Here is a 20,326-nt window from a genome sequence, read left to right on the forward strand (position 1 = left end):
CGAAAGTGCCGGATCGTATTCTCGTCGGGGGTGCGGTCACCCAGCGCAAAGCCCAGAAACCGCATCCAGCTGAGCCGGTCCCGGATCATATACTCCATCCGCGCATCGGACAGATTATGCTGGGTCTGCAGGATCAAGATTTTAAACATGGCAACGGGATCGAACGGCGGGCGACCGCCCTTGCTGCCATCGCCATAACCCAGTCCCTCGACCAGCCAGACCCGGAAATACTCAAAATCCACTGTCCGTTCCAGGATCTCAAGCGGATCGCCGTGGCAGCTCAGCATCTCAAGATGGTCGTTCAGGCTGAAAAGAGACTTGGGGTCCATGGCTCGTCACCTCCAATGGCTGCCCAATCAATGAATCACGAATAACCTAAATCCGCCAGAGTTTTTGCGGGTGTCCAGCTAACTAATCAAATTGGCACAAGTCGCAACCTATGTCCGGGTCGCTGTCCGCTTTGCGGAATGGCTTGGGGTCCGGGCCGCGCCCGAACCCCCAACCCGTCAGGCCCGCCGCGTCCCCGTAAAGGCCGAAGCCCCGAACGCGCCCAACTGCATCGTGCCCGTAATCGCATCGCCGCTGACCGTGGCTTCGCATTCCAGCGTCATCGGCATCGGCATGGTCATTTCCATCTTCCAGGTCAGGGTGTCGCCCGCGACCTTGCCATCGACCACGTCCAGCGACCCCATCATCCCGGCAAAGGTGCCGTTGAACCGGTCCCCGCTGCTGACGACGGTGAACACGCCATTCTGGTCGCCCATCGGCGTCTTGGCCACGCAATCATAAGCGCCATCGACAGTTGCCATTTCATTCACTCCTTTACGTGGCCGTCAATCAGCCAATGTGCCTGTTTCTACGGGCAAGCCCACCGCGTCAAGCTGTGGCCGCACCAGTTTGGCGTCGCCCACCACGACCCAGATCAGCCCGTCGGCGTTGATCGCTTCGCGCGCCGCCTTGTCGAAATCGGCGGCCGTCATCGCCCGATAGATTTTGGGCAGCGTCTCGTAGAAATCATCCGCCCGCCCAATCAGGTCGTTGCGCATCATCGCGCCCAGCAGGTCCGACGAGGTTTCAAAACTGCCCGGCAGCGAGAGTATCTGGCCGTTGATCGTCTGGTCGCGCTCGGCCTTGGTCGTGCCCTTGCTCGTCAGGAAATCCTTGATGTCCTGCCGCGCCGCGATGATCGACTCGCCCGTCTTGTCGCTCTGCACCGGTGCATAGACCAGCAGCGGGATCGTGTCCTTGACGCCGGGCAGTGCCGTCCCCGCGCCATAGGCCCAACCCTTGGTCTCGCGCAGGTCCATGGTCAGCCGCGACGTCGTGCTGCCGCCCAGCACCTCGTTGGCGGACTGCAGCGTCACCGGATTGTCGGTGCCCTTCTTGGCGGTCAGCACACCCGCCAGGATCATCGACTGCGGGCTTTGCGGCTTGTCGATCAGGATGATCCGCGCCGGGCGCGCCATCCGGTCCATGCGGAACAGCTTGGTCCCCTTCGCCGCCGCCGGGGCCTTCCAGTCGCCAAAGCGCTTTTCCAGCAAGGGCAGCAATTCGGTCAGCGTCGTGTCGCCGGTCACGAAGATCTTGGCATTGTCGGGCCGCAGCCAGCCGTCGTGAAAGGCGACCAGATCGGCCCGCGTCACCGCCTTGACCCCGCTCTCGGTGCCCGACCCGGTGAAGGGGATGCCATAGGGATGCGCCGTGCCATAGAGCAAGGGCGGCAGCATCCGCTGGGCGATCGCCATCGGCTCGGTCTTCTCCGCCGCGATCCGCGTCAGCATCTGCCCGCGCAGCCGCTCGACCTCCGCAGGGGCAAAGGCCGGATTGCGCACCACGTCGGCCAGCAGGCCAAGCGAGGCATCCAGATTGGGCTTGAGCGCGAATAGGCCGACCGTCGTGCGATCCATGCTGTTGCCCGCGCTCACCGCCGCGCCCAGCCGCTCCTGCTCCTGCGCGATGGTGAGCGAACTGCGGGTCTTGGTCCCTTCGTCCAGCAACGCCGTGGTCAGCGCCGCCGTGCCGAGCTTCGCCCGATCATCGGCGGCATTGCCCGCATCGAACGCCACCGACACCCGCACCGTCGGCACCGTGGCGCGGCGCGCGAAGACGACCGGAATGCCGTTGCTCAGCGTGGCATGTTCGACCGGCGGAAAGTCGAGGTCCGCCACCAGCTCGATCGGCGGTTCGGCGATCTTGGTCGGCTTGGGCGGCGTTGCGGCCGTCGGCGCAGGCGCATCGGGATCGCGGAAATAAGCGGGCTTCATCGTGGCATTGCCCGCCAGCGCATTATCCGCCGCCGTCCGTTCGCCCGGTGCCACCGTCAGGCGGAATACCGGCCGGCCCAGCCACTTGCGCGCCGCTTCCGTCACCTGGCGCGGGGTCGCCGCGGCATAGGCGGCCAGATCCTTCTTGTAGGTCGCCGGATCGTCCGAATAGACCGCGCCTTCGGCCAGCGTCACCGCCTTACCGGAAAAGCCGCCGACCTGCTCCAACCCCGAAATCGTCCCCGCCACCCGCTGCGTCGCAGCGCGCTGCACCTCGTCGGCACTTGGCCCGTTGGTCAGATAATCGGCCAGCAGCTGGTCGAGCCGCTTGCCCACCGCCACCGCATCTTCGCCAGGCTTCACGTCCACCGTGATCTCGGCAATGCTCAGCTTCTCGAACGGCTGGACATTGGCCTTGACCCCGACCGCCAACTTCTCGTCGCGCACCAGTGTCGTGTAGAGCCGCGACGATCCCAGCCCGCCGAACACAGACAGCGCCAGGTCGAGCGCGGGCAGGTCCGCGCCATTGACGCCCGGCACCACCCAGTTGCGATACAGCCGCGTCGCCGCGACATTATCCTTCATCAGCTTCTCGACATCCTTGTCGAGCGTCGGGACGGTCGCGTCCACATCCTGGGGCGGCGGCCCCGCGGGGATGTTGCCGAACCAGCGGTCCACCTTTTCTTGGCGGTCGCCATGTCGATATCGCCCGCCAGCACCAGCACGGCATTGTTCGGGCCATAATGCGTCTTGAACCACATCTGCACATCGGCGAGGCTCGCGGCATTCAGGTCCGCCATCGAGCCGATGGTGGAGTGGCGATAGGGATGGCCTTCGGGCAGCAGCGCGGCGAGCTGCGCATATTCGACCAGGCCATAGGGCTGATTCTCGCCCATGCGCTTTTCATTCTGGACGACGCCGCGCTGGGTATCCAGCTTCGCCTGCGTCACCGCGCCCAGCAAATGGCCCATCCGGTCGGATTCCAGGAACAGCGCCCGGTCGAGCGCGCCCGTCGGCACCGTCTCGAAATAGTTGGTGCGATCGAACCAGGTCGTCCCGTTCCAATCGGTCGCGCCGATATCCTCCAACCGCCCGAAGAACGGCCCATCGGCATTTTCCGACCCATAGAACATCAGATGCTCGAACAGATGCGCAAAGCCCGTCTTGCCCGCAGGCTCGAAGCGCGATCCGACATGATACCAGACCGACACCGCCACCACCGGCGCCTTGCGGTCGGTATGGACGATGACGCGCAGGCCGTTCTTCAGCGTGAATTCTTCATAGGGAATATCGACCGCCGACACGAGGCTGGAAAGCGGCGCGGGCGCGGCGATGGCGGCGGTGCCCTGCGCCACCGCCTGGGTCACGGGCGTCATCGCCAGCATGGACAGGCCGATCAGCAGGGGCAGGCGGCGCGGCAGGGAAGACAGGATCATGAAGGAGCCTTCTGACAAAAGCAGCGGGGTGAAACCGCCCGCAGGATGGCGCTAGAATAGCGGGGCGTTTTAGCAGCGCAATACGCATACGGCTGGACAGCGCGAACCGCGACGATAGGTTCCGCTCCATCATCGACCTTAAAAGAGTAACCCATGCGCTTTCGCCTTCCCGTCCTCGTCTCCCTGCTTGCCCTCGCCGCCCCGGCTTTCGCTCAGGAACCGACCTTCTCCCCCGACGCGATCCGCGCCGACGTGACATTCCTCGCCGACGACCTGCTCGAAGGACGCGATGCGGGCACGCGCGGCTATGACATCGCCGCCCGCTTCGTCGCCGCCCGCTTCGCCGCGCTCGGCCTGACCCAGGCGGTCAAGGATAGCTGGTATCAGCCGGTAACGCTGGCATTGGCCGATCTCGACAAGACCGCGCCCGCCGCGCTCACCATCGGCGGCCAGCGGTTCGCCAATGGCACCGATGTCGCGATCGCCGGCTTCGGCCGCGAGGCCAAGCAGAGCATCGCCGCCGGGGCCGTGTTCGTCGGCTATGGCCTGCAATCGGATCGGGAGAAGATCGACGATTATGCCGGGCTGGACCTCAAGGGCAAATTCGCGGTCGCCCTCTCCGGCTCGCCCGTCGGTATGCCCAGCGAAGTCGGCGCGCATCTTGCCGCTGAAAAGGCGCTGGCGGCGCAGAAGGCCGGGGCCATCGGCCTCATCACTCTGCCCAGCCCCAGCCTGCTCGCCCGCATGCCCTGGGACAAGCTGCGCGAGCGCAGCAATGATCCGGTCGTCAGCTGGATCGACGGCCAGGGCCAGCCCTATGTCCGCACGCCCGCCATCCGCGCCACCGCCACGGTCCATGGCCCGGCCGCAGAGGCGCTCTTCGCCGGGTCGCGCGGCAATCTCGCCGCCATCCTGGAGCAGGCAGGCAAGAAGGGTGGCCGCCCCAAGGGCTTTGCCCTCCAGCCCCTCGTCACGCTGGAGCGCGCCAGTTCCGTCAGCACGGCCCCCTCGGCCAATGTGCTGGCGATGCTGCCCGGCTCCGATCCGACGCTGGCGCATGAATATGTGCTGTTGATGGCCCATCTCGACCATAATGGCGTCAAGCAGAGCGCGAAGGGCGACGACAAAATCTATAACGGCGCGATGGACAATGCGTCGGGCACCGCGACCATGCTGGCGGTGGCGAAGGCCTTTACGGAAGGCGGCGCACGGCCCAAACGCTCGATCCTGTTCGCCGCCGTGACTGCGGAAGAGGACGGGCTGCTCGGCTCGCAATATCTCGCCAAGCACCCGGTCCTGCCCGCAGGCGGCAAGCTCGTCGCCGTCGTCAATCTCGACATGCCGATCCTGACTTACGACTTCCAGGACGTCGTGGCCTTCGGCGCCGAACATTCGACCCTCGGCCCGATCGTCGATCGCGCCGCCCAATCGGTCGGCGTCGCCCTGTCGCCCGACCCGCTGCCCGCCGAAGGGCTGTTTACCCGCTCTGACCATTATCGCTTCGTGCAGGAAGGCGTACCCGCCGTCTTCCTGATGACCGGTTTCGCCGGGCCGGGCAAAGCCGCGTTCGAACATTTCCTCAAGACCCAATATCATCAACCATCCGACCAGATCGACCTGCCCTTCAACTGGAATGCCGCCGCCAAATTCGCCCGCGTCAACTACGCCATCGCCCGCCAGATCGCCGACGCGCCGGAAGCACCACGCTGGTATGCGCAGGATTTCTTCGGCGACGCCTTTGCCGCCGACCAGCCCAAGGCCCCCAGCCCCAAGTAAATCGCCAGCCTGCGGAAATTGCGTATCGCCCCTTGTGTGCTTTTTAGGCAACACCACATGAGGGGCAGCATCACGAAGGGCCCGTTCTTCCAGAAGGCATGTTATGAACCTCGAAAAATTCACCGACCGCGCCAAAGGCTTCCTGCAATCGGCGCAAACCGTCGCGATCCGCATGAACCATCAGCGGATCAGCCCGGACCATCTGTTGAAGGCGCTGCTGGAGGATGAGCAGGGCATGGCATCGGGCCTGATCAAGGCGGCTGGCGGCGACGCGCCGACCGCCCTGCGCGAAACCGACGCCGCGCTGGCGAAAATCCCCGCCGTCTCAGGCAGCGGCGCGCAGCAGACGCCGGGCCTCGACAATGACGCTGTGCGCGTGCTGGACTCGGCCGAACAGGTCGCGGCCAAGGCGGGCGACAGTTTCGTCACCGTCGAGCGGCTACTCCTTGCGCTCACGCTGGCCACCACCACAGCGGCGGGTAAGGCGCTTAGCGCAGCGGGCGTGAAGCCCGAAGCGCTCAACGCCGCGATCAACAGCCTGCGCCAGGGCCGCACCGCCGACACGGCAGGCGCGGAGGATCGCTATGACGCGCTCAAGAAATTCGCCCGCGACCTGACCCAAGCCGCGCGCGACGGCAAGCTCGATCCCGTCATCGGCCGTGACGAGGAAATCCGCCGCACCGTCCAGATTCTCGCCCGCCGGACCAAGAACAACCCGGTCCTGATCGGCGAACCCGGCGTTGGCAAGACCGCCATCGCCGAAGGACTGGCGCTGCGCATCGCCAATGGCGACGTGCCCGACACGCTCAAGGACCGTACCTTGATGGCGCTCGACATGGGCGCGCTGATCGCGGGGGCGAAATATCGCGGCGAGTTCGAGGAACGGCTAAAGGGCGTGCTGGACGAAGTGAAGGCCGCAGACGGCCATGTCGTCCTCTTCATCGACGAGATGCACCAGCTGATCGGCGCGGGAAAATCCGAAGGCGCGATGGATGCAGGCAATCTTTTGAAGCCCGCTCTCGCGCGCGGCGAATTGCATTGTATCGGCGCGACCACGCTCGATGAATATCGCAAATATGTCGAGAAGGATCCCGCGCTCCAGCGGCGCTTCCAGCCCGTATTCGTTGGCGAACCGACGGTCGAGGACACCATCTCGATCCTGCGCGGCCTCAAGGAAAAATATGAGCTGCACCATGGTGTGCGGATCACCGATGGCGCGATCGTGTCGGCGGCGACGCTGTCCAACCGCTACATCACCGACCGCTTCCTGCCCGACAAGGCGATCGACCTGATGGACGAGGCCGCCTCGCGCCTGCGCATGGAGGTGGAGTCCAAGCCCGAGGAGATCGAGAATCTCGATCGCCGCATCATCCAGCTCAAGATCGAGCGGGAAGCGCTCAAGAAGGAGAGCGATCAGCCATCCAAGGACCGGCTGACCGCGCTGGAGGCCGATCTTGCCAATCTGGAACAGCAATCGAGCGAACTGACCAGCCGCTGGCAGGCGGAAAAGGACAAGATCGCAGGCGAGGCCAAGATCAAGGAGCAACTCGACGCCGCCCGGCTCGAACTGGAGCAGGCGCAGCGCGCGGGCGACCTCGCGAAGATGAGCGAGCTCTCCTACGGCACCATCCCGGCGCTGGAAAAGCGGCTGGCCGAAGCGGCCACCGCGTCGGAAGGCGCGATGCTGCGCGAGGAAGTGACCGCCGAGGACATCGCTGGCGTCGTGGCCCGTTGGACCGGCATTCCGGTCGAACGGATGCTGACCGGCGAGCGCGAGAAATTGCTCGCCATGGAGGAGACTCTGGGCAAGCGCGTGATCGGCCAGGCGCATGCGGTCAAAGCCGTATCGACCGCCGTGCGCCGCGCCCGCGCCGGGCTGCAAGATCCCAACCGGCCGCTCGGCAGCTTCCTCTTCCTTGGCCCCACGGGCGTCGGCAAGACCGAGCTGACCAAGGCGCTGGCCGGTTTCCTGTTCGATGACGACAACGCCATGGTGCGCATCGACATGAGCGAGTTCATGGAAAAGCACAGCGTCGCCCGGCTGATCGGCGCGCCTCCGGGCTATGTCGGCTATGAGGAAGGCGGCGTCCTGACCGAAGCCGTGCGCCGTCGCCCCTATCAGGTCGTCCTGTTCGACGAGGTCGAGAAAGCCCATGGCGACGTGTTCAACATCCTGCTCCAGGTGCTGGACGACGGCCGCCTGACCGATGGGCAGGGTCGCACGGTCGATTTCACCAACACGATCATCGTGCTGACATCGAACCTGGGCAGCCAATATATTGCGGGCCTCGCCGACGACGAGCCGGTCGAAAAGGTCGAGGATCAGGTGATGGACGTCGTGCGCGGCCATTTCCGGCCTGAATTCCTCAACCGGCTAGATGAGGTTATCCTGTTCCATCGCTTAGGGGCCGCGCATATGGCCCCGATCGTGGACATTCAGGTCGCGCGGGTCGGCAAGCTGCTCAAGGACCGCAAGATCATCCTCGACCTGACCGACGGCGCCCGCGCCTGGCTCGGCCGCGTCGGCTATGATCCGGTCTATGGCGCGCGCCCCTTGAAGCGCGCGGTACAACGCTATCTGCAAGACCCCCTCGCCGACATGATCCTGCGCGGGCAGGTGCCCGACGGATCGACGGTACAGGTCGAGGATGGCGATGGAGCGCTGGTGCTGAGGGTTTGAGCATTAACCGATCCGTCGGAGCGACAATCGTCGCTCCGACGGATCGGCTTGATCAGTTGCTCATGACTGTACCACTGCGATTACGGTCGACCAAATCCTGCGCTTCGCGGCTTTGATGGTCCACTATCGTCTTCCATTGGGCGTTGGTTTTGCAGACGCGGGTTTTACGCACCAATGATCCGATGACTTCTATTTTCCGACACCGGATCGCATCGGGATCATTACGGTTCAAAGCGGGGCGCTCATCTGCCAGCAGAGGCGCGGGCAACAACAATAAACTGGATGCAATCACGGCCTTGAGGAATGGCATAATAATTCTCCTTGGTAATCAATCCAATTTTGCTCGTGTCATAACCAGATTTGACAGGCTAGGCCCACATTCAGCGCGAGCGATGGTCGATACATCAAATCTGTGACAACTGCCGTGGATGGGCAAGCCCAAAGTGCAGCCTTCGCGTCTAGCTGCAATCTACAGCTTTGAAAAATCCTACCAGCTTGGGTCTGCCACAGGGAATCCGGCCTGACGATAACTTGTTTCCGATAATCCACCATGCCAACACGGCAATCATGACAATGACGAAGCCAAGTATCGAAACTATCATGGGTAGCGCGGAATGGCTGCCCCATCGCTATGATGCAACGCGAGATTGCTTTCATATGGTATCCGTGTCGCGTCAGCGGCACCGCAAAATGCCGTTCTTAACCGACCAATATCTGGGTGAAGGTGTCGAGCGCCGCGCCGTTTCCCGTGCGACCGCCATGATTCACGCTATGCCACCAGCACCCATCCATTTCATATTCCATTCTGCCTTCTGCTGCTCCACGTTGTTGGCCTCTGCATTTGATTTGCCCGGCATCTCAATGGGTTTGAAAGAGCCTGTATTGTTCAACGATATCATTGGCTGGCGCCATCGGGGTGCTACAGGGCCGCAGGTAGCAAAGGTGCTCGACGATGGCCTTGCGCTGATGGCACGACCCTTTGAACAGGGTGAAGCTATCATCGTAAAGCCGTCCAGCATTGCAAACCCGATGATTCCAGCTTTGATGGCGTTACGCCCCCAGTCACGCGCCGTGTTGCTCCATGCGCCACTGGCCGATTATCTGACGTCCATCGCCCGCAAAGGCATGGAAGGGCGGCTCTGGGTCCGCGACCTTTTGAAAAAGCTGCTGCGGGAAGGGATGATTGATCTTGGCATCGCCCCCGCCGACTATCTCGGTCTCACCGACATTCAAGTTGCTGCCATCGGTTGGCTCGCCCAACATATGCAGTTTCAAAAAATTGGCAGGCGCTTTGGGTGACCGGGTCGTCACGTTGAACAGCGATATGTTCATCGCTAAACCGAGCGAAAGCCTAGGCCAACTAGCCCGACATTTCGATCTCGATACGCATATGGAGCGCATCAGCGCTGTCGCGTCGACCGATCTGTTCAATCATAATAGCAAAAATGGTGAAGCCTTCACGGCAGTAAATCGGACAGAAGCCGCGGCAATGGGCCGCAGCATCCACGCAGAAGAGATCGATAAGGTTGAACAATGGGCACGAGTGATCGCTACCAATCGAACCATTGCGATGGAACTGCCCAACCCACTTCTTAGATCATAAATGTCCCATAAAAAAAGGGTCGGCAAATTGCCGACCCTTTCCTTTTGCGATGTATAACAGGATCAGAAGCGCAGCTTGATAGCAGCACCATAGCGACGACCCAGAGCGTCGTAGGTCGACGGATAGGTGTTGCCGCTGTTCCACGAGGTCGGGCCAGCGTCCGAACCGACAATCGGTGGCTTCTTGTTGAACATGTTCTGCACGGTCAGCGTCAGAGTGACGTTGTCGCTCACGTTGAAACGCGATGTCCAATCGAAGTAGTCATAGGCCGGGATGGTGTTGAAATCTTCTTCACCGGTGTAGCCAATCGGCGTTCCAACGAAAAGACCACCGTTTTCCGAGCGGAAACCGTCCAGATGGCGCCAGACCAACGAATGGTCCATGCTTTCAAAGGCCAGTGTCGTCCGCAACGTCCACTGATATTCCGGCTGCAGAGAACCACAGTTCACGCTGTACAAACCAACGCAATCACGATTGACGTCGCTCGGCGTCGATTGGAAAGTCGACTTGTTCGTCCAGTTACCGTTGAACGCCATCGCCAGCGTCGCAAAACCGACATCACGACGATAGTTCATGATCACGTCGATACCATCCGTAGCGAGACGGCCCAGGTTGGACAGACCAGCAAACAGGCCGCCCGTGGTGTTCGGATCGCCGTTCAAACCGCCCGTGAGCGGATCGCGCCGGATGATAGTGCAAGCCGGGTTTGAAACGCTGAGGTTACCCGCACCGAAACACGCATCAACAGCATCATCAGGCGAAGGCGTGGTGATCGCACCGCTGATCTTGATGTTGTAATAATCGACCGACATGCTGAAGCCGGGAATAAACGCCGGCGTCAGGATTGCACCGATAGTGTAGCTGTTCGACGTTTCCGGCCCGAGAGCAAGGTTGCCGCCGGTCGTTACGTTGGCCTGGCCAGCGATCGGAGCATTGATCGCTTCAACGTTGCCGGGCGTGGCACCCTGCGCAAGACAGACGTCGCGCAATACACCGGTGGGAGCCGGTGCGAAACGCTGGCCTTCGTCATTGATCGACGCGCATGGATCATCGGTCAGGTTGGTCAGCAGAGTGTTCACCGGAGTGAACAGTTCCGCGATGTTGGGTGCACGGACAGCGCGCGAATAGCCACCGCGGATGCCGATCCCCTGCGTCGGAGCCCAGGTCCCCTTCACGTTCCATGTCGTGGTGTTGTAACCCGGCTTTCCAGGTGCGTCGATCGTGTAGTTGGAGTAACGCACCCCAGCTTGGATCGTCAGTTCATCGAAGAACGGCTTGTCGCTGATGAGCGGCAGGACGATTTCACCGATGGCTTCGTAAACATCATAGCCACCGTCGATATTGGGGGCCGCGCCACCTGCACCGCCGAGATCGCCGGAACGGGCCAATTCGTCGGACTGCTGGGTCGCACCATATTTACGATATTCGCCGCCGATCGCGAAGCCGATTGGCTGTGCCGCCCACGGCGAAGTAACGCCAAAGTCACCACTGATCGTCGCACGAGCCTGAGCCAGCGTGGTACGGGTCTGCACAGTGCTGTTGGCGGTGAGGAAAGCTGCGCCTTCCGGCGAGATACCACCAACGCTAGGCGCGAACCAGTTGATAGGCACACATTCTGGATTTTCGCTCAGGCAGGTTGCTGTATTGGTTGCCAGCATGGACTCCTGGACGCGCGAGTTGAGCGTGTAACCCTTGATCGTCTGAACCTGGTCGCTTTCACCATAGGCACCATACACGTCCCAATCGATCGTGTCGGTGATGCCACCACGCAGACCGAGGCGATAGTCGAACACTGTGTTCGTGTAATCGCTGATGCGTGGGCCTACTTCGGCTGCACGACGGAACATTGCGCTCGTCACAGTCTGATAGTTTGGATCGTTGGGATCCGTGGCAAGAGCGGCCGCATCGCATGCAGCGGTCGAAATGCCATTGCCTGCGCAGAACTGATTACGAATGCCAGAGGTCAGGAATGGATTGCTGAGCGGAATATCAACGGCGATACCGAACGAACCGGAAGGCGCAATGATGGTGCTGACCGTGTTCTTCGTGAACATGCCCCGGCTGTAGACTTCGACAGCATCGCTGATCTCATAGCGACCGGCGGCGTAGATGTTGTAGCGCTCGAACGGGGTCTGGAAGATGTTCGCGGGCGCAAAGTTGAAGGGGGCGTATGTGCCAACAAGCGATTGGCCATCCGGCGCAACCTGCAACGTGCCACTCCCGGGAACGCTGAAGCGCGAGGGGATCGACGTACCCGAACCGGCACCCTGTCCAGAAATAGACCCGATGGTATTCTGACCGATCTTACGCGCGCCCTGATATACCGGGTCGGACTGCTGATAGCCAATGCCCAGCACGACGTTGCCACGACCGTCATCAAAATTCGCGCCGGTGGTCACGTCGAAACGAACGGTATGCCCGTCGCCCTCGTCGGTGATCTGGTTAGCAAGATTGGCTTCAAAACCCGAAAAATCGGACTTGGTGATGAAGTTGACGACACCCGAAATGGCGTCGGCACCATAGGTGGTCGATGCGCCGCCAGTCAGGACTTCCACACGCTCGATCAGGGCCAATGGAACGTTGTTGAGATCGAATCGGCCGTTCAGTTCAGCTGGAACGACGCGTACACCGTCCAACAGCACGACGTTACGGTTAGAACCCAAGCCACGCAGGTTGACGAACGAGAAACCACCATTGCCGTTGTTCACGGCCGAGCCGATGCTCGGAACGATCCCTGGAATCTCGCGAAGCAGTTCTTCTGCCACGTTGGCCTGCTGCAGATCGATTTCATCAGCAGTCGTAACGTTAACAGGCGAAGATGACGCCAGGTTCGGATTGCGGATCAACGAACCGGTAACGATGATGGTGTCGCCCGCTTCTGCACCAGCGGCCTGTGGCGCTTCCTGTGCGAATGCGGCGGTTGCGATCAGCGACGCACCGAGGATCGCCGGTGCGGCGCTGGCACGCAGAAGTGCCCTCTTTGAAAATGTCTTCACGGTCCAGTCCCTTGCTCTGGAGGTTGGCAGATGTCCTGCCACTATTTCTACTTATGGAGGGATAAGGTGCCCGACAGCGATCCCCCCATATGCATGGCCGTGAAACTGCGCGGGGAGCAGGGCGCTGTAAAGCGCGGGAAAAGGGCATTCACCGCTTTTAAATGTGGCTGTATCATAAATGCAACAAGAGCGTGGTAGAGCTGTTTTACGGCTGTTTAGTAACATTATTTCGTTCGAGCGCCGTTTGACAACCCATTGATGTCCGCACCTGTCCAGCGATCGGTTGATAGTGACACAGACGCGACAGGTTGTGGCGATCCTGCGATATATTGACCTTGTTTTCAGCCGAGGCATGCTAGGACGATCTCGGGTTGATTGATGAGGAGAGACGGCATGAAGCATCTGAGCATGAGTCTGCTGGGGGTGTTTTTGTGCCTCATGACCGGAAGCGCCAGCGCTGCACCAAAGCGCCAGCAGCCGCGCCCAGAGATTTTCACGGACTTGTTGCAGTGCCGATCCGTTGCGCAGGATGCAGAGCGACTGGCCTGCTTTGATCGTCAGGTCGGCGCGATCGACGCCGCTGCCCAGCGGGACGAAGTGGTCGTGCTGGACAAGAGCGAACTCAATAAGACCCGCAAGACGCTGTTCGGCTTTTCCTTCCCTAAGCTGCCCTTTTTGGGCGGGGGCGAAGCGGATGACAGCAGCGAGGCAAAGGTCGAGGGAGTCGATCAAATCGAAGCGGTGATCGCTTCCGTGCGCAGCCTTGGATATGGCAAGTGGCAGATCGGGCTGGAAGATGGCGCGGTATGGGCCACCACCGAAGCGATGACGGCGCGCGACCCCAAGGTCGGCCAGACGATCGAACTAAAGCGCGCCGCCATGGGCAGCTTCATGGGCAAGGTGGCGGGCGGCCGCGCCGTGCGGATGAAGCGGGTCAGTTAGACCGCTTCATCCGCCTTTCTTCACCGCCCTTGCGGCATTGGCCCTGCTATCAACAGCGGGTCGATGCGCGCGGCGTTCCACTTCATACCCCAATGGAGATGCGGGCCGGTCGCGCGGCCGGTCGCGCCGATCGCACCGAGGCGTTGCCCTTGGGTGACAGTGTCGCCCGGCTTTACATCGATTCGCGACAGATGAAGGAAAGCGCTGTTGAGACCATGGCCATGGTCGATCATCAGCAGATGGCCTTCCAACGTGAAAGGCTTGGCCACCGCCGCCAGGATCACCACACCATCGGCAGGCGCGACAACCGGTGTGCCGGTCGCACCCGCGACATCGACGCCACCATGATAGGCACCCGGCTGCCCTGATAGACGCGCTGCGCCCCGAACAAGCCGGAAATGCGCCCCATGGCTGGCCAGATGAAGCGCTGCCGCCAGCCCTGGGCATCGGTGTGGAGCGCACGGGCGGCCACGATCTGCGCCAGTTCGGGCTTGCGCAGCGCCAAGAAGGCGGCCGTGCTGCTGGACGGCCGCATCGGGGCATTGATCCGCTCAATCCGCCAGGCGCGCGGAGCGATGGTCAGGCTTTTCTCGATCGTCCGCCCGTTGGCGAGTTCCGCCGTCAGCCGGGCGGTCGGCGCGGCGTCACGATCGAAGGCGATCAGAAAGCGGCCATCGGCATCGATCGCGACGGATTCGTCGCCCAAACGAAGCGCAACCGTATCGGCGGGCGCGGTGCCAGCCACCACTCCGCCCTGAATCATTGTGCCCGTGAGTCGGAGATCGACAGGCCCGGCCCCAGGCCCGGCCAGTGGCGCGGCGCTCGACGTTCCGGCAAAGGCAAACAGCAAGGCAAAGGTAAGCGACTTCATCCGATGCGCTTAGCTACGCGTTCGGCCTCAACGGATGCTTCCGCGCTGGCATAGGGTTCCTGCCGGGCGATGCTCCAATAGCGTAGGTCTTCCAGCGCGATCTTCCGCCCCGTCATGGCGCACAGCACATGATCCCCCGCCTGCAGCACACGGAAGCTGTAGGGCATATAATGGAGCCGGGCGATCCGGTCGCGGTTGGACATCAGCATCAGTCGGGCCTTTCATGCGGTCAGGAGAAAAGATCTTGCTGCGGCGGTGCGTCAGCACTGCGCGCCTTGCGGGGCGCGCGTGGTGCTGACGATATAGCGGCAGGGTCGGGCTGCTCAAGCAAGGCCGCGCCCTGCCCGACGGTTGCATCGACCGTTCCGTCCTTGAAATGCAGCGTCACCGCGCCTGCGCCCTGCGCCGCCGCAACGGACTGTATCAGCCGCCCTCCTGCCATCACGCGGGCATAGCCGCGCGCCAGCGGCCGGTCGGAATCAAGCGAGGTGAAATGGCGCGACACCCGGTCGAAAGCGGTCGCGCGGTCGGTCAAGACGCGCGCCAGATAATCGGGACGCGGCCGCAACCGGTCGAGCCGCTCGCTCGCACGGGCCAGTTGCTGCTGGAGCAGCGCCGGTCGCAACGCGCCGCCCGCCTGCCCCAGTTGCGCGCGGGCGTCGGCGATGCGGTGGCGCAGGCCGCTAGCCAGCGCTTCGGACAATTGGTCGAGCCGCTGCCGCTGCGGCGCAAGCAGCATGTCGGGAGTGGGCATGAGCCGCGCCTGCATGTCGAGGCGCTCTTTCGCCTGCGCCGCATTGCGACGGACCGCGCGTCCGGCCCGCAGGCCCATTTCAGCGAGGGTGGCGAGCAGGTCGGCGCGCACCGGCACCGCCATCTCCGCCGCTGCAGTCGGCGTGGGCGCGCGGCGATCGGCGGCATGGTCGCACAGGGTCGTGTCGGTTTCATGCCCGACCGCCGAGATGATCGGGATGGTGCAGTCTGCGACGGCGCGGACGACGATTTCCTCGTTGAAGCTCCACAAATCCTCGATAGACCCGCCGCCGCGCGCGACAATGACGAGGTCGGGCCGGGGCACGGGGCCGTTGCCGTCCATGGCGGAAAAGCCGCGCACTGCCCGCGCGATCTGCTCGGCGGCACCATTGCCCTGCACCAATACCGGCCAGACCAGGACGTTGGTGGGGCAGCGATCAGCGAGGCGATGGAGAATGTCGCGGATCACCGCGCCGGTGGGCGAGGTGACGACACCGATGGTGCGCGGCAGAAAGGGCAAAGGCTGCTTGCGATCAGCCGCGAACAGCCCTTCGGCAGCAAGCTTGGCCTTGAGCTTTTCGAGCAGCGCCATCAGCGCGCCTTCGCCCGCCAATTCCATCCGCTCGATCACGATCTGATATTTGGAGCGGCCGGGATAGGTGGTGAGTTTGCCAGTGGCGATCACCTCCACCCCATCCTGCGGCGAAAAGGCCAGCCGCTGCGCCCCGCCCTTCCACATCACCCCGTCGATGACCGCATTATCATCCTTGAGCGCGAGATAGAGATGGCCTGACGCGGCGCGCTTGAAGCCGGAAATCTCGCCGCGCAGGCGGACATGGCCGAAGCGGTCCTCGACCGTGCGCTTGAGCATGCCCGACAATTCACTGACCGAGAGCGGCGGCGCGTTGTCGCCTGCGCGTTCCTCCGCTAACAGGCGGCCCGAACTGTCATAGGCATCGAAATCCGGGGACTTGGGCGACATGAACATCCTTTTGCTTGGCGGCGGTGGCCGCGAACATGCGCTGGCGTGGAAGCTGGCGCAATCGTCCCGGCTCGATACGCTCTACGCCGCGCCGGGCAACCCTGGCATAGCCCAGCATGCCACGTTGGTCGACCTCGACGCGACGGATCATCGCACCGTGCTGGATTTCTGCACCCGCCATTCGATCGGGCTGGTGGTGATCGGTCCCGAAGCGCCGCTGGTGGACGGGCTGGCCGATAATCTGCGCACCATGGGCGTTCCGGTGTTTGGCCCCAACAAGAAGGCCGCGCAACTGGAGGGGTCCAAGGGGTTCACCAAGGATCTGTGCCAGCGCGCCCATATTCCGACCGCTGCCTATCAGCGCGTCACCAGCAAGGACGGCGCGATCGCCGCGCTGGACGATTTCACGCTGCCGGTGGTGATCAAGGCCGATGGGCTGGCGGCGGGCAAAGGTGTGATCATCGCGGAAACACGCGAGGAAGCGCTCGATGCGCTGGACACCATGTTCTCCGGCGCGTTCGGCGCGGCCGGAGAGGAAGTGGTGCTGGAAGAGTTCATGACCGGCGAGGAGGCCAGCTTCTTTGCGCTCACCGATGGCAGCGCGATCCTGCCCTTTGGGTCGGCGCAGGATCATAAGCGTGTCGGCGATGGCGATACCGGCCCCAATACCGGGGGCATGGGTGCCTATAGCCCCGCGCGCGTGCTGACGCCCGAACTGGAGCGCCAGGTGATCGACACGATCATCGCGCCGACGGTGGCGACGATGGCGGCGGAGGGGATGCCCTATTCGGGCGTCCTCTATGCCGGGCTGATGCTGACCGATGAGGGACCAAAGCTGATCGAATATAATGCCCGTTTTGGCGACCCCGAATGCCAGGTGCTGATGATGCGCTTCGATGGCGACCTGGTCGATTTGTTGCTGAGCGTCGCGCAGGGGACGTTGGCGGAGCAGGGGCCGGTGCAACTGGCCGACCGCACGGCGCTGACCGTCGTGATGGCCGCCAATGGCTATCCAGGCACGCCGGAAAAGGGCGGCGCGATTCAGGGAATCGATGCGGCGCAGGCGCGTGGCGCGATGGTGTTCCATGCAGGGACGGCGCAACAGGCTGGTGCGCTGGTCGCCAATGGAGGGCGCGTGCTCAATGTAACCGCGACAGGCGAGAATGTCGGCGCAGCGCAGGCGGCCGCCTATGCCGCCGTCGATGCGATCGATTTTCCGACCGGCTTCTGCCGCCGCGACATCGGCTGGCGCGAGGTTGCGCGCGAACAGGGGTGAAGGCTTGCCGTTCGGGACAAAGCGTCCCTACATAGCGGCACGATATTCAGGGAGGCGCGTGATGCAGGAATTTTTCATGGACTATGGGCTGTGGTTGCTGGTGGGTCTGCTGGTGATCATCGGCCTTGTCTTCCTGCTGTCGGGCAAGGGCAAGATGAACGAGGTTGCCCCCCCTGCTGCGGTCGAAGCGGAAACGATGCCGGTTGCAGCCGTGCCGGTCGCCCCGCCCGTTCCCGTTGCGCCCGTTGCGATTGCACCGGTAGCCGTCGAACCCGTCGCCGTAGCGCCGGTTGCGGTAGAGCCCGTCGTGGTGGTCGAAGCGGAGGCGCCTGCGCCCGTGGCTGCCGTCGCGCCGGAAGCGGGCGAGGACGATCTGCTGCGCATGAAGGGCGTCGGCCCCAAACTCAAGGCGTTGCTCAAGGACCTTGGCATCACCCGCTTTGCACAGATCGCCGCCTGGACCGACACGGACATCGCCGCGATCGACGCAAGGCTGGGCAATTTCAAGGGCCGTCCGATCCGCGACCAGTGGGTTGATCAGGCGAAATATCTGGCTGCGGGCGATATTGCCGGGTTCGAAGCGCAATATGGCAAATTGTAAGACGTAACGGTCAGCCCGGTACGTTGCCCAGAATTTCGCGGGCGCGCGGCGATAACCGGTCGGCGGCGGCGGCGTGGATGCCCGGCGCGGCGCAGAGCAAGCCGAAAGCGGTCGGCTTGGGCCGGTTGAAGCGCATGGGCGCACCCAGGGCGTCGGTGACCGTCGCCCCGGCCCGCTGACAGATCAGCGCGGCGGCGGCGACGTCCCACTCATTGCCCCAGCGTACCGTGGCGACCAGATCGGCCTCGTCCGCCGCGACCATCGCCATGCGCAGCGCGATGCTGTTGGGCTTTTCCACCGTCACCAAATCGCGGTCGACGCGGGGCAATTGATCGGCGGGCACGCGGGCGCCGGGCAGCGTCGTGCGGTCGCCCGCGCGCAGCGTCTGCCCGTTGCGCGTCGCCGGGCCGTCCGCCTGCGCGATCCAATATTCGTTGCGGGCGGGCGCGGCCAATATGCCGAGCCGAACCGCGCCGTCCTCGATCAGCGCGACCGACACCGCCCAGCCGGGCCGTCCGCGCAGATAGTCGCGCGTCCCGTCGATCGGATCGACCACCCAGACGCGCGGCACGCCCAGGCGATGAACCGTGTCGGCCGTCTCCTCCGACAGCCAGCCTGCTTCAGGGTCGATCTGGCCCAGCCGCTCGCGCAGCAGCGCATCAACTTCCAGGTCGGCCTCACATACCGGATGGCCCGGCACCTTTTCCCACTGGCGCACGCGGGTATCGCCCCCCGCCCAAAGGGTCAGCGCATGATCGGCAGCATCAGCGACCGCCGACACGATCGCGCGCAGGTCTATCTCAGCCCCCGGCAACGGTCATTCCATCCACGCGCAGCGTCGGCACGTTCATGGCATAGCGAAAATGCAGGTCATTGGCGGGGATGAGCGCGCGGAACATCGCCTTCAAATTGCTGGCGATGGTGATTTCCGACACCGCATGGGCGACCGCGCCATTTTCGATCAGGAAGCCCGCCGCACCCCGGCTATAATCGCCGGTCACGCCATTGACGCCCATGCCGATCAATTCGGTGACGTATATGCCGCGCTTCACGTCCGCCATCAGGTCGCCCGGCGACACCGTACCTGCCTCCATATGGACGTTGGTGATGCTGACGCCCGGCGCGCCGCTGCCGCCCCGGCTGGCATGGCCGGTCGGTTCCAGGCCCAGTTGCCGGGCCGAAGCACTGTCCATCAGCCAGCCGGTCAGCACGCCCCGGTCGATCAGCGCGCGCGGTGCAACTGGCAGACCTTCGCCATCGAAGGGGCGCGAGCGGAGCCCGCGTGGCACCTGCGGATTGTCGATGATGGTGACGCCCGCGTCGAACAGGGCTTCGCCCAGCGATTCAAGCAGGAAACTCGACCGGCGCGCAATCGCCGGACCGACCATGCCGCCGATCAGATGGCCAAGCAGGCTGGAGCCGATCCGCGGATCGAAGATCACCGGCATGACGCCGCTTTCCACCTTCACCGGATTGAGGCGGGCGACGGCACGCTGGCCTGCGCGCATGCCGATTGCCTCGGCATTGTCCAGATCCTCAAGATGGCGCACGCTATGGCTGGCATAGTCGCGCTGCATGTCGGACCCTGCGCCTGCCAGCACGCTGGCCCAGGTCGAGTGGTTGGTGCCTGCATAGGCACCGGCAAAGCATGGCTGGTCGCCAGCGCCACCTGGCTGCGGCCATTCGATGCGCCGCCGCCTTCGCTGTTGGTGATGCCGGGCACTGATCGCGCCGCTTCCTCCGCCAGCAGCGCGCGTTCGCGTAGCGCGGCAGGTTCAGGCTCCCCCTCATCAGTCAGGTCGAGCGCAGGCGGGCGCTTCTTCATCAGCCGGTCTTCGGGGGCGAGTCCCGCATAAGGATCTTCCGGGGCTTCGCGCGCCATCGCGACGGCACGATCGACCAGCGTGGCGAGCGTCGCCGGATTCATGTCTGACGCGGAGATGCTGGCCGACCGGCTGCCGATGAAGACGCGCAGACCAATTTCTTCACCCTCGGATCGTTCGACATCCTCCAACACGCCGAGCCGCACCGACACATTGGTCGAAGCGTTGCAGGCATAGATGGCGTCGGCCGCATCCGCCCCTGCCTTGCGCGCGGCGCTGACCAGATCCTGCGCGCGCGACTGGGCTTCTTCTAGGCTGAGCAT

General features: G+C 63.3%; 14 protein-coding genes and 3 pseudogenes. 7 read left to right on the plus strand and 10 right to left on the minus strand.

The window, feature by feature from the left end; all coding sequences use genetic code 11:
* The 3 genes and pseudogenes from BF95_RS19575 to BF95_RS19585 all read right to left on the minus strand — a co-directional run.
* A partial coding sequence (locus tag BF95_RS19575; protein WP_043153700.1) for an IS5/IS1182 family transposase occupies window positions 1-329 on the minus strand: 329 nt, incomplete at its 3' end.
* Window positions 330-506: 177 nt separating this feature from the next.
* On the minus strand, window positions 507-809 hold the full coding sequence (locus tag BF95_RS19580; protein ID WP_043153703.1) for a hypothetical protein: 303 nt from the start codon (window positions 807-809) through the stop codon (window positions 507-509).
* Window positions 810-833: 24 nt separating this feature from the next.
* A pseudogene (locus BF95_RS19585) lies at window positions 834-3,700 on the minus strand (M16 family metallopeptidase).
* 153 nt (window positions 3,701-3,853) lie between these two features.
* Between BF95_RS19585 and BF95_RS19590 the strand changes: the two are divergent.
* Window positions 3,854-5,476, plus strand: coding sequence for a M28 family metallopeptidase (locus BF95_RS19590; RefSeq protein WP_043153705.1), 1,623 nt, complete (start codon window positions 3,854-3,856; stop codon window positions 5,474-5,476).
* Between the two features lie 103 nt (window positions 5,477-5,579).
* On the plus strand, window positions 5,580-8,156 hold the full coding sequence (clpB, locus tag BF95_RS19595) for an ATP-dependent chaperone ClpB (protein ID WP_043153706.1): 2,577 nt from the start codon (window positions 5,580-5,582) through the stop codon (window positions 8,154-8,156).
* 52 nt (window positions 8,157-8,208) lie between these two features.
* Here the strand turns inward: clpB and BF95_RS19600 are convergent, their stop codons facing one another.
* Complete coding sequence (locus BF95_RS19600; RefSeq protein WP_043153709.1) at window positions 8,209-8,466, minus strand: hypothetical protein; 258 nt, start codon at window positions 8,464-8,466, stop codon at window positions 8,209-8,211.
* A 257-nt stretch (window positions 8,467-8,723) separates the two neighbouring features.
* Here BF95_RS19600 and BF95_RS19605 point away from each other — a divergent pair, with 257 nt between their 5' ends.
* Both BF95_RS19605 and BF95_RS29630 read left to right on the plus strand, forming a co-directional pair.
* The gene (locus tag BF95_RS19605; RefSeq protein ID WP_235209877.1) at window positions 8,724-9,455 is read left to right on the plus strand and encodes a hypothetical protein; all 732 of its coding nucleotides are present in this window, start codon (window positions 8,724-8,726) and stop codon (window positions 9,453-9,455) included.
* Window positions 9,448-9,759 carry a hypothetical protein gene (locus BF95_RS29630; protein ID WP_235209878.1) on the plus strand — a complete coding sequence of 104 codons (312 nt, stop codon included), beginning with the start codon at window positions 9,448-9,450 and terminating at the stop codon, window positions 9,757-9,759. The genes BF95_RS19605 and BF95_RS29630 overlap by 8 nt, the downstream gene beginning before the upstream one ends.
* A 62-nt stretch (window positions 9,760-9,821) precedes the next feature.
* On the opposite strand, the gene BF95_RS19610 is transcribed toward BF95_RS29630, so the two are convergent.
* Window positions 9,822-12,755 carry a TonB-dependent receptor domain-containing protein gene (locus tag BF95_RS19610; protein WP_043153712.1) on the minus strand — a complete coding sequence of 978 codons (2,934 nt, stop codon included), beginning with the start codon at window positions 12,753-12,755 and terminating at the stop codon, window positions 9,822-9,824.
* Window positions 12,756-13,148: 393 nt separating this feature from the next.
* On the opposite strand from BF95_RS19610, the gene BF95_RS19615 reads away from it, so the two are divergent.
* Window positions 13,149-13,697, plus strand: a complete 549-nt coding sequence (locus BF95_RS19615; RefSeq protein WP_043153714.1) for a hypothetical protein — start codon at window positions 13,149-13,151, stop codon at window positions 13,695-13,697.
* Window positions 13,698-13,717: 20 nt separating this feature from the next.
* Here the strand turns inward: BF95_RS19615 and BF95_RS19620 are convergent.
* From BF95_RS19620 to xseA, 3 genes and pseudogenes are all read right to left on the minus strand, one after another.
* Window positions 13,718-14,568: pseudogene (locus BF95_RS19620) on the minus strand (M23 family metallopeptidase).
* On the minus strand, window positions 14,565-14,777 hold the full coding sequence (locus BF95_RS19625; protein ID WP_043153715.1) for a DUF2093 domain-containing protein: 213 nt from the start codon (window positions 14,775-14,777) through the stop codon (window positions 14,565-14,567). The pseudogene BF95_RS19620 and the gene BF95_RS19625 overlap by 4 nt, the downstream one beginning before the upstream one ends.
* 20 nt (window positions 14,778-14,797) lie before the next feature.
* Window positions 14,798-16,303, minus strand: coding sequence for an exodeoxyribonuclease VII large subunit (xseA, locus tag BF95_RS19630; RefSeq protein ID WP_043153725.1), 1,506 nt, complete (start codon window positions 16,301-16,303; stop codon window positions 14,798-14,800).
* Between xseA and purD the strand changes: the two genes are divergently transcribed.
* Both purD and BF95_RS19640 read left to right on the plus strand, forming a co-directional pair.
* Window positions 16,302-17,579, plus strand: coding sequence for a phosphoribosylamine--glycine ligase (purD, locus tag BF95_RS19635; RefSeq protein ID WP_043153717.1), 1,278 nt, complete (start codon window positions 16,302-16,304; stop codon window positions 17,577-17,579). The genes xseA and purD overlap by 2 nt on opposite strands.
* A 61-nt stretch (window positions 17,580-17,640) precedes the next feature.
* Window positions 17,641-18,180 carry a hypothetical protein gene (locus BF95_RS19640; protein WP_043153718.1) on the plus strand — a complete coding sequence of 180 codons (540 nt, stop codon included), beginning with the start codon at window positions 17,641-17,643 and terminating at the stop codon, window positions 18,178-18,180.
* A 10-nt stretch (window positions 18,181-18,190) separates the two neighbouring features.
* Here BF95_RS19640 and BF95_RS19645 read toward each other — a convergent pair whose 3' ends face one another.
* A complete protein-coding gene (locus BF95_RS19645) occupies window positions 18,191-18,994 on the minus strand; it encodes a 3'(2'),5'-bisphosphate nucleotidase CysQ (protein WP_043153721.1) in 804 nt (267 codons plus the stop codon).
* Window positions 18,981-20,326, minus strand: a pseudogene (locus BF95_RS19650) (TldD/PmbA family protein). The gene BF95_RS19645 and the pseudogene BF95_RS19650 overlap by 14 nt, the downstream one beginning before the upstream one ends.

The sequence above is a fragment of the Sphingobium sp. Ant17 genome, from assembly GCF_000588875.1.
GTDB lineage: Bacteria > Pseudomonadota > Alphaproteobacteria > Sphingomonadales > Sphingomonadaceae > Sphingobium.

Excerpts from the sequence above, each read along its gene's own strand:
- BF95_RS19580 (WP_043153703.1), bottom strand. The coding sequence starts at position 809 with ATGGCAACTGTCGATGGCGCTTATGATTGCGTGGCCAAGACGCCGATG.
- BF95_RS19590 (WP_043153705.1), top strand. The coding sequence starts at position 3,854 with ATGCGCTTTCGCCTTCCCGTCCTCGTCTCCCTGCTTGCCCTCGCCGCC.
- clpB (WP_043153706.1), top strand. The coding sequence starts at position 5,580 with ATGAACCTCGAAAAATTCACCGACCGCGCCAAAGGCTTCCTGCAATCG.
- BF95_RS19600 (WP_043153709.1), bottom strand. The coding sequence starts at position 8,466 with ATGCCATTCCTCAAGGCCGTGATTGCATCCAGTTTATTGTTGTTGCCC.
- BF95_RS19605 (WP_235209877.1), top strand. The coding sequence starts at position 8,724 with ATGACAATGACGAAGCCAAGTATCGAAACTATCATGGGTAGCGCGGAA.
- BF95_RS19615 (WP_043153714.1), top strand. The coding sequence starts at position 13,149 with ATGAAGCATCTGAGCATGAGTCTGCTGGGGGTGTTTTTGTGCCTCATG.
- BF95_RS19625 (WP_043153715.1), bottom strand. The coding sequence starts at position 14,777 with ATGCTGATGTCCAACCGCGACCGGATCGCCCGGCTCCATTATATGCCC.
- purD (WP_043153717.1), top strand. The coding sequence starts at position 16,302 with ATGAACATCCTTTTGCTTGGCGGCGGTGGCCGCGAACATGCGCTGGCG.
- xseA (WP_043153725.1), bottom strand. The coding sequence starts at position 16,303 with ATGTCGCCCAAGTCCCCGGATTTCGATGCCTATGACAGTTCGGGCCGC.
- BF95_RS19640 (WP_043153718.1), top strand. The coding sequence starts at position 17,641 with ATGCAGGAATTTTTCATGGACTATGGGCTGTGGTTGCTGGTGGGTCTG.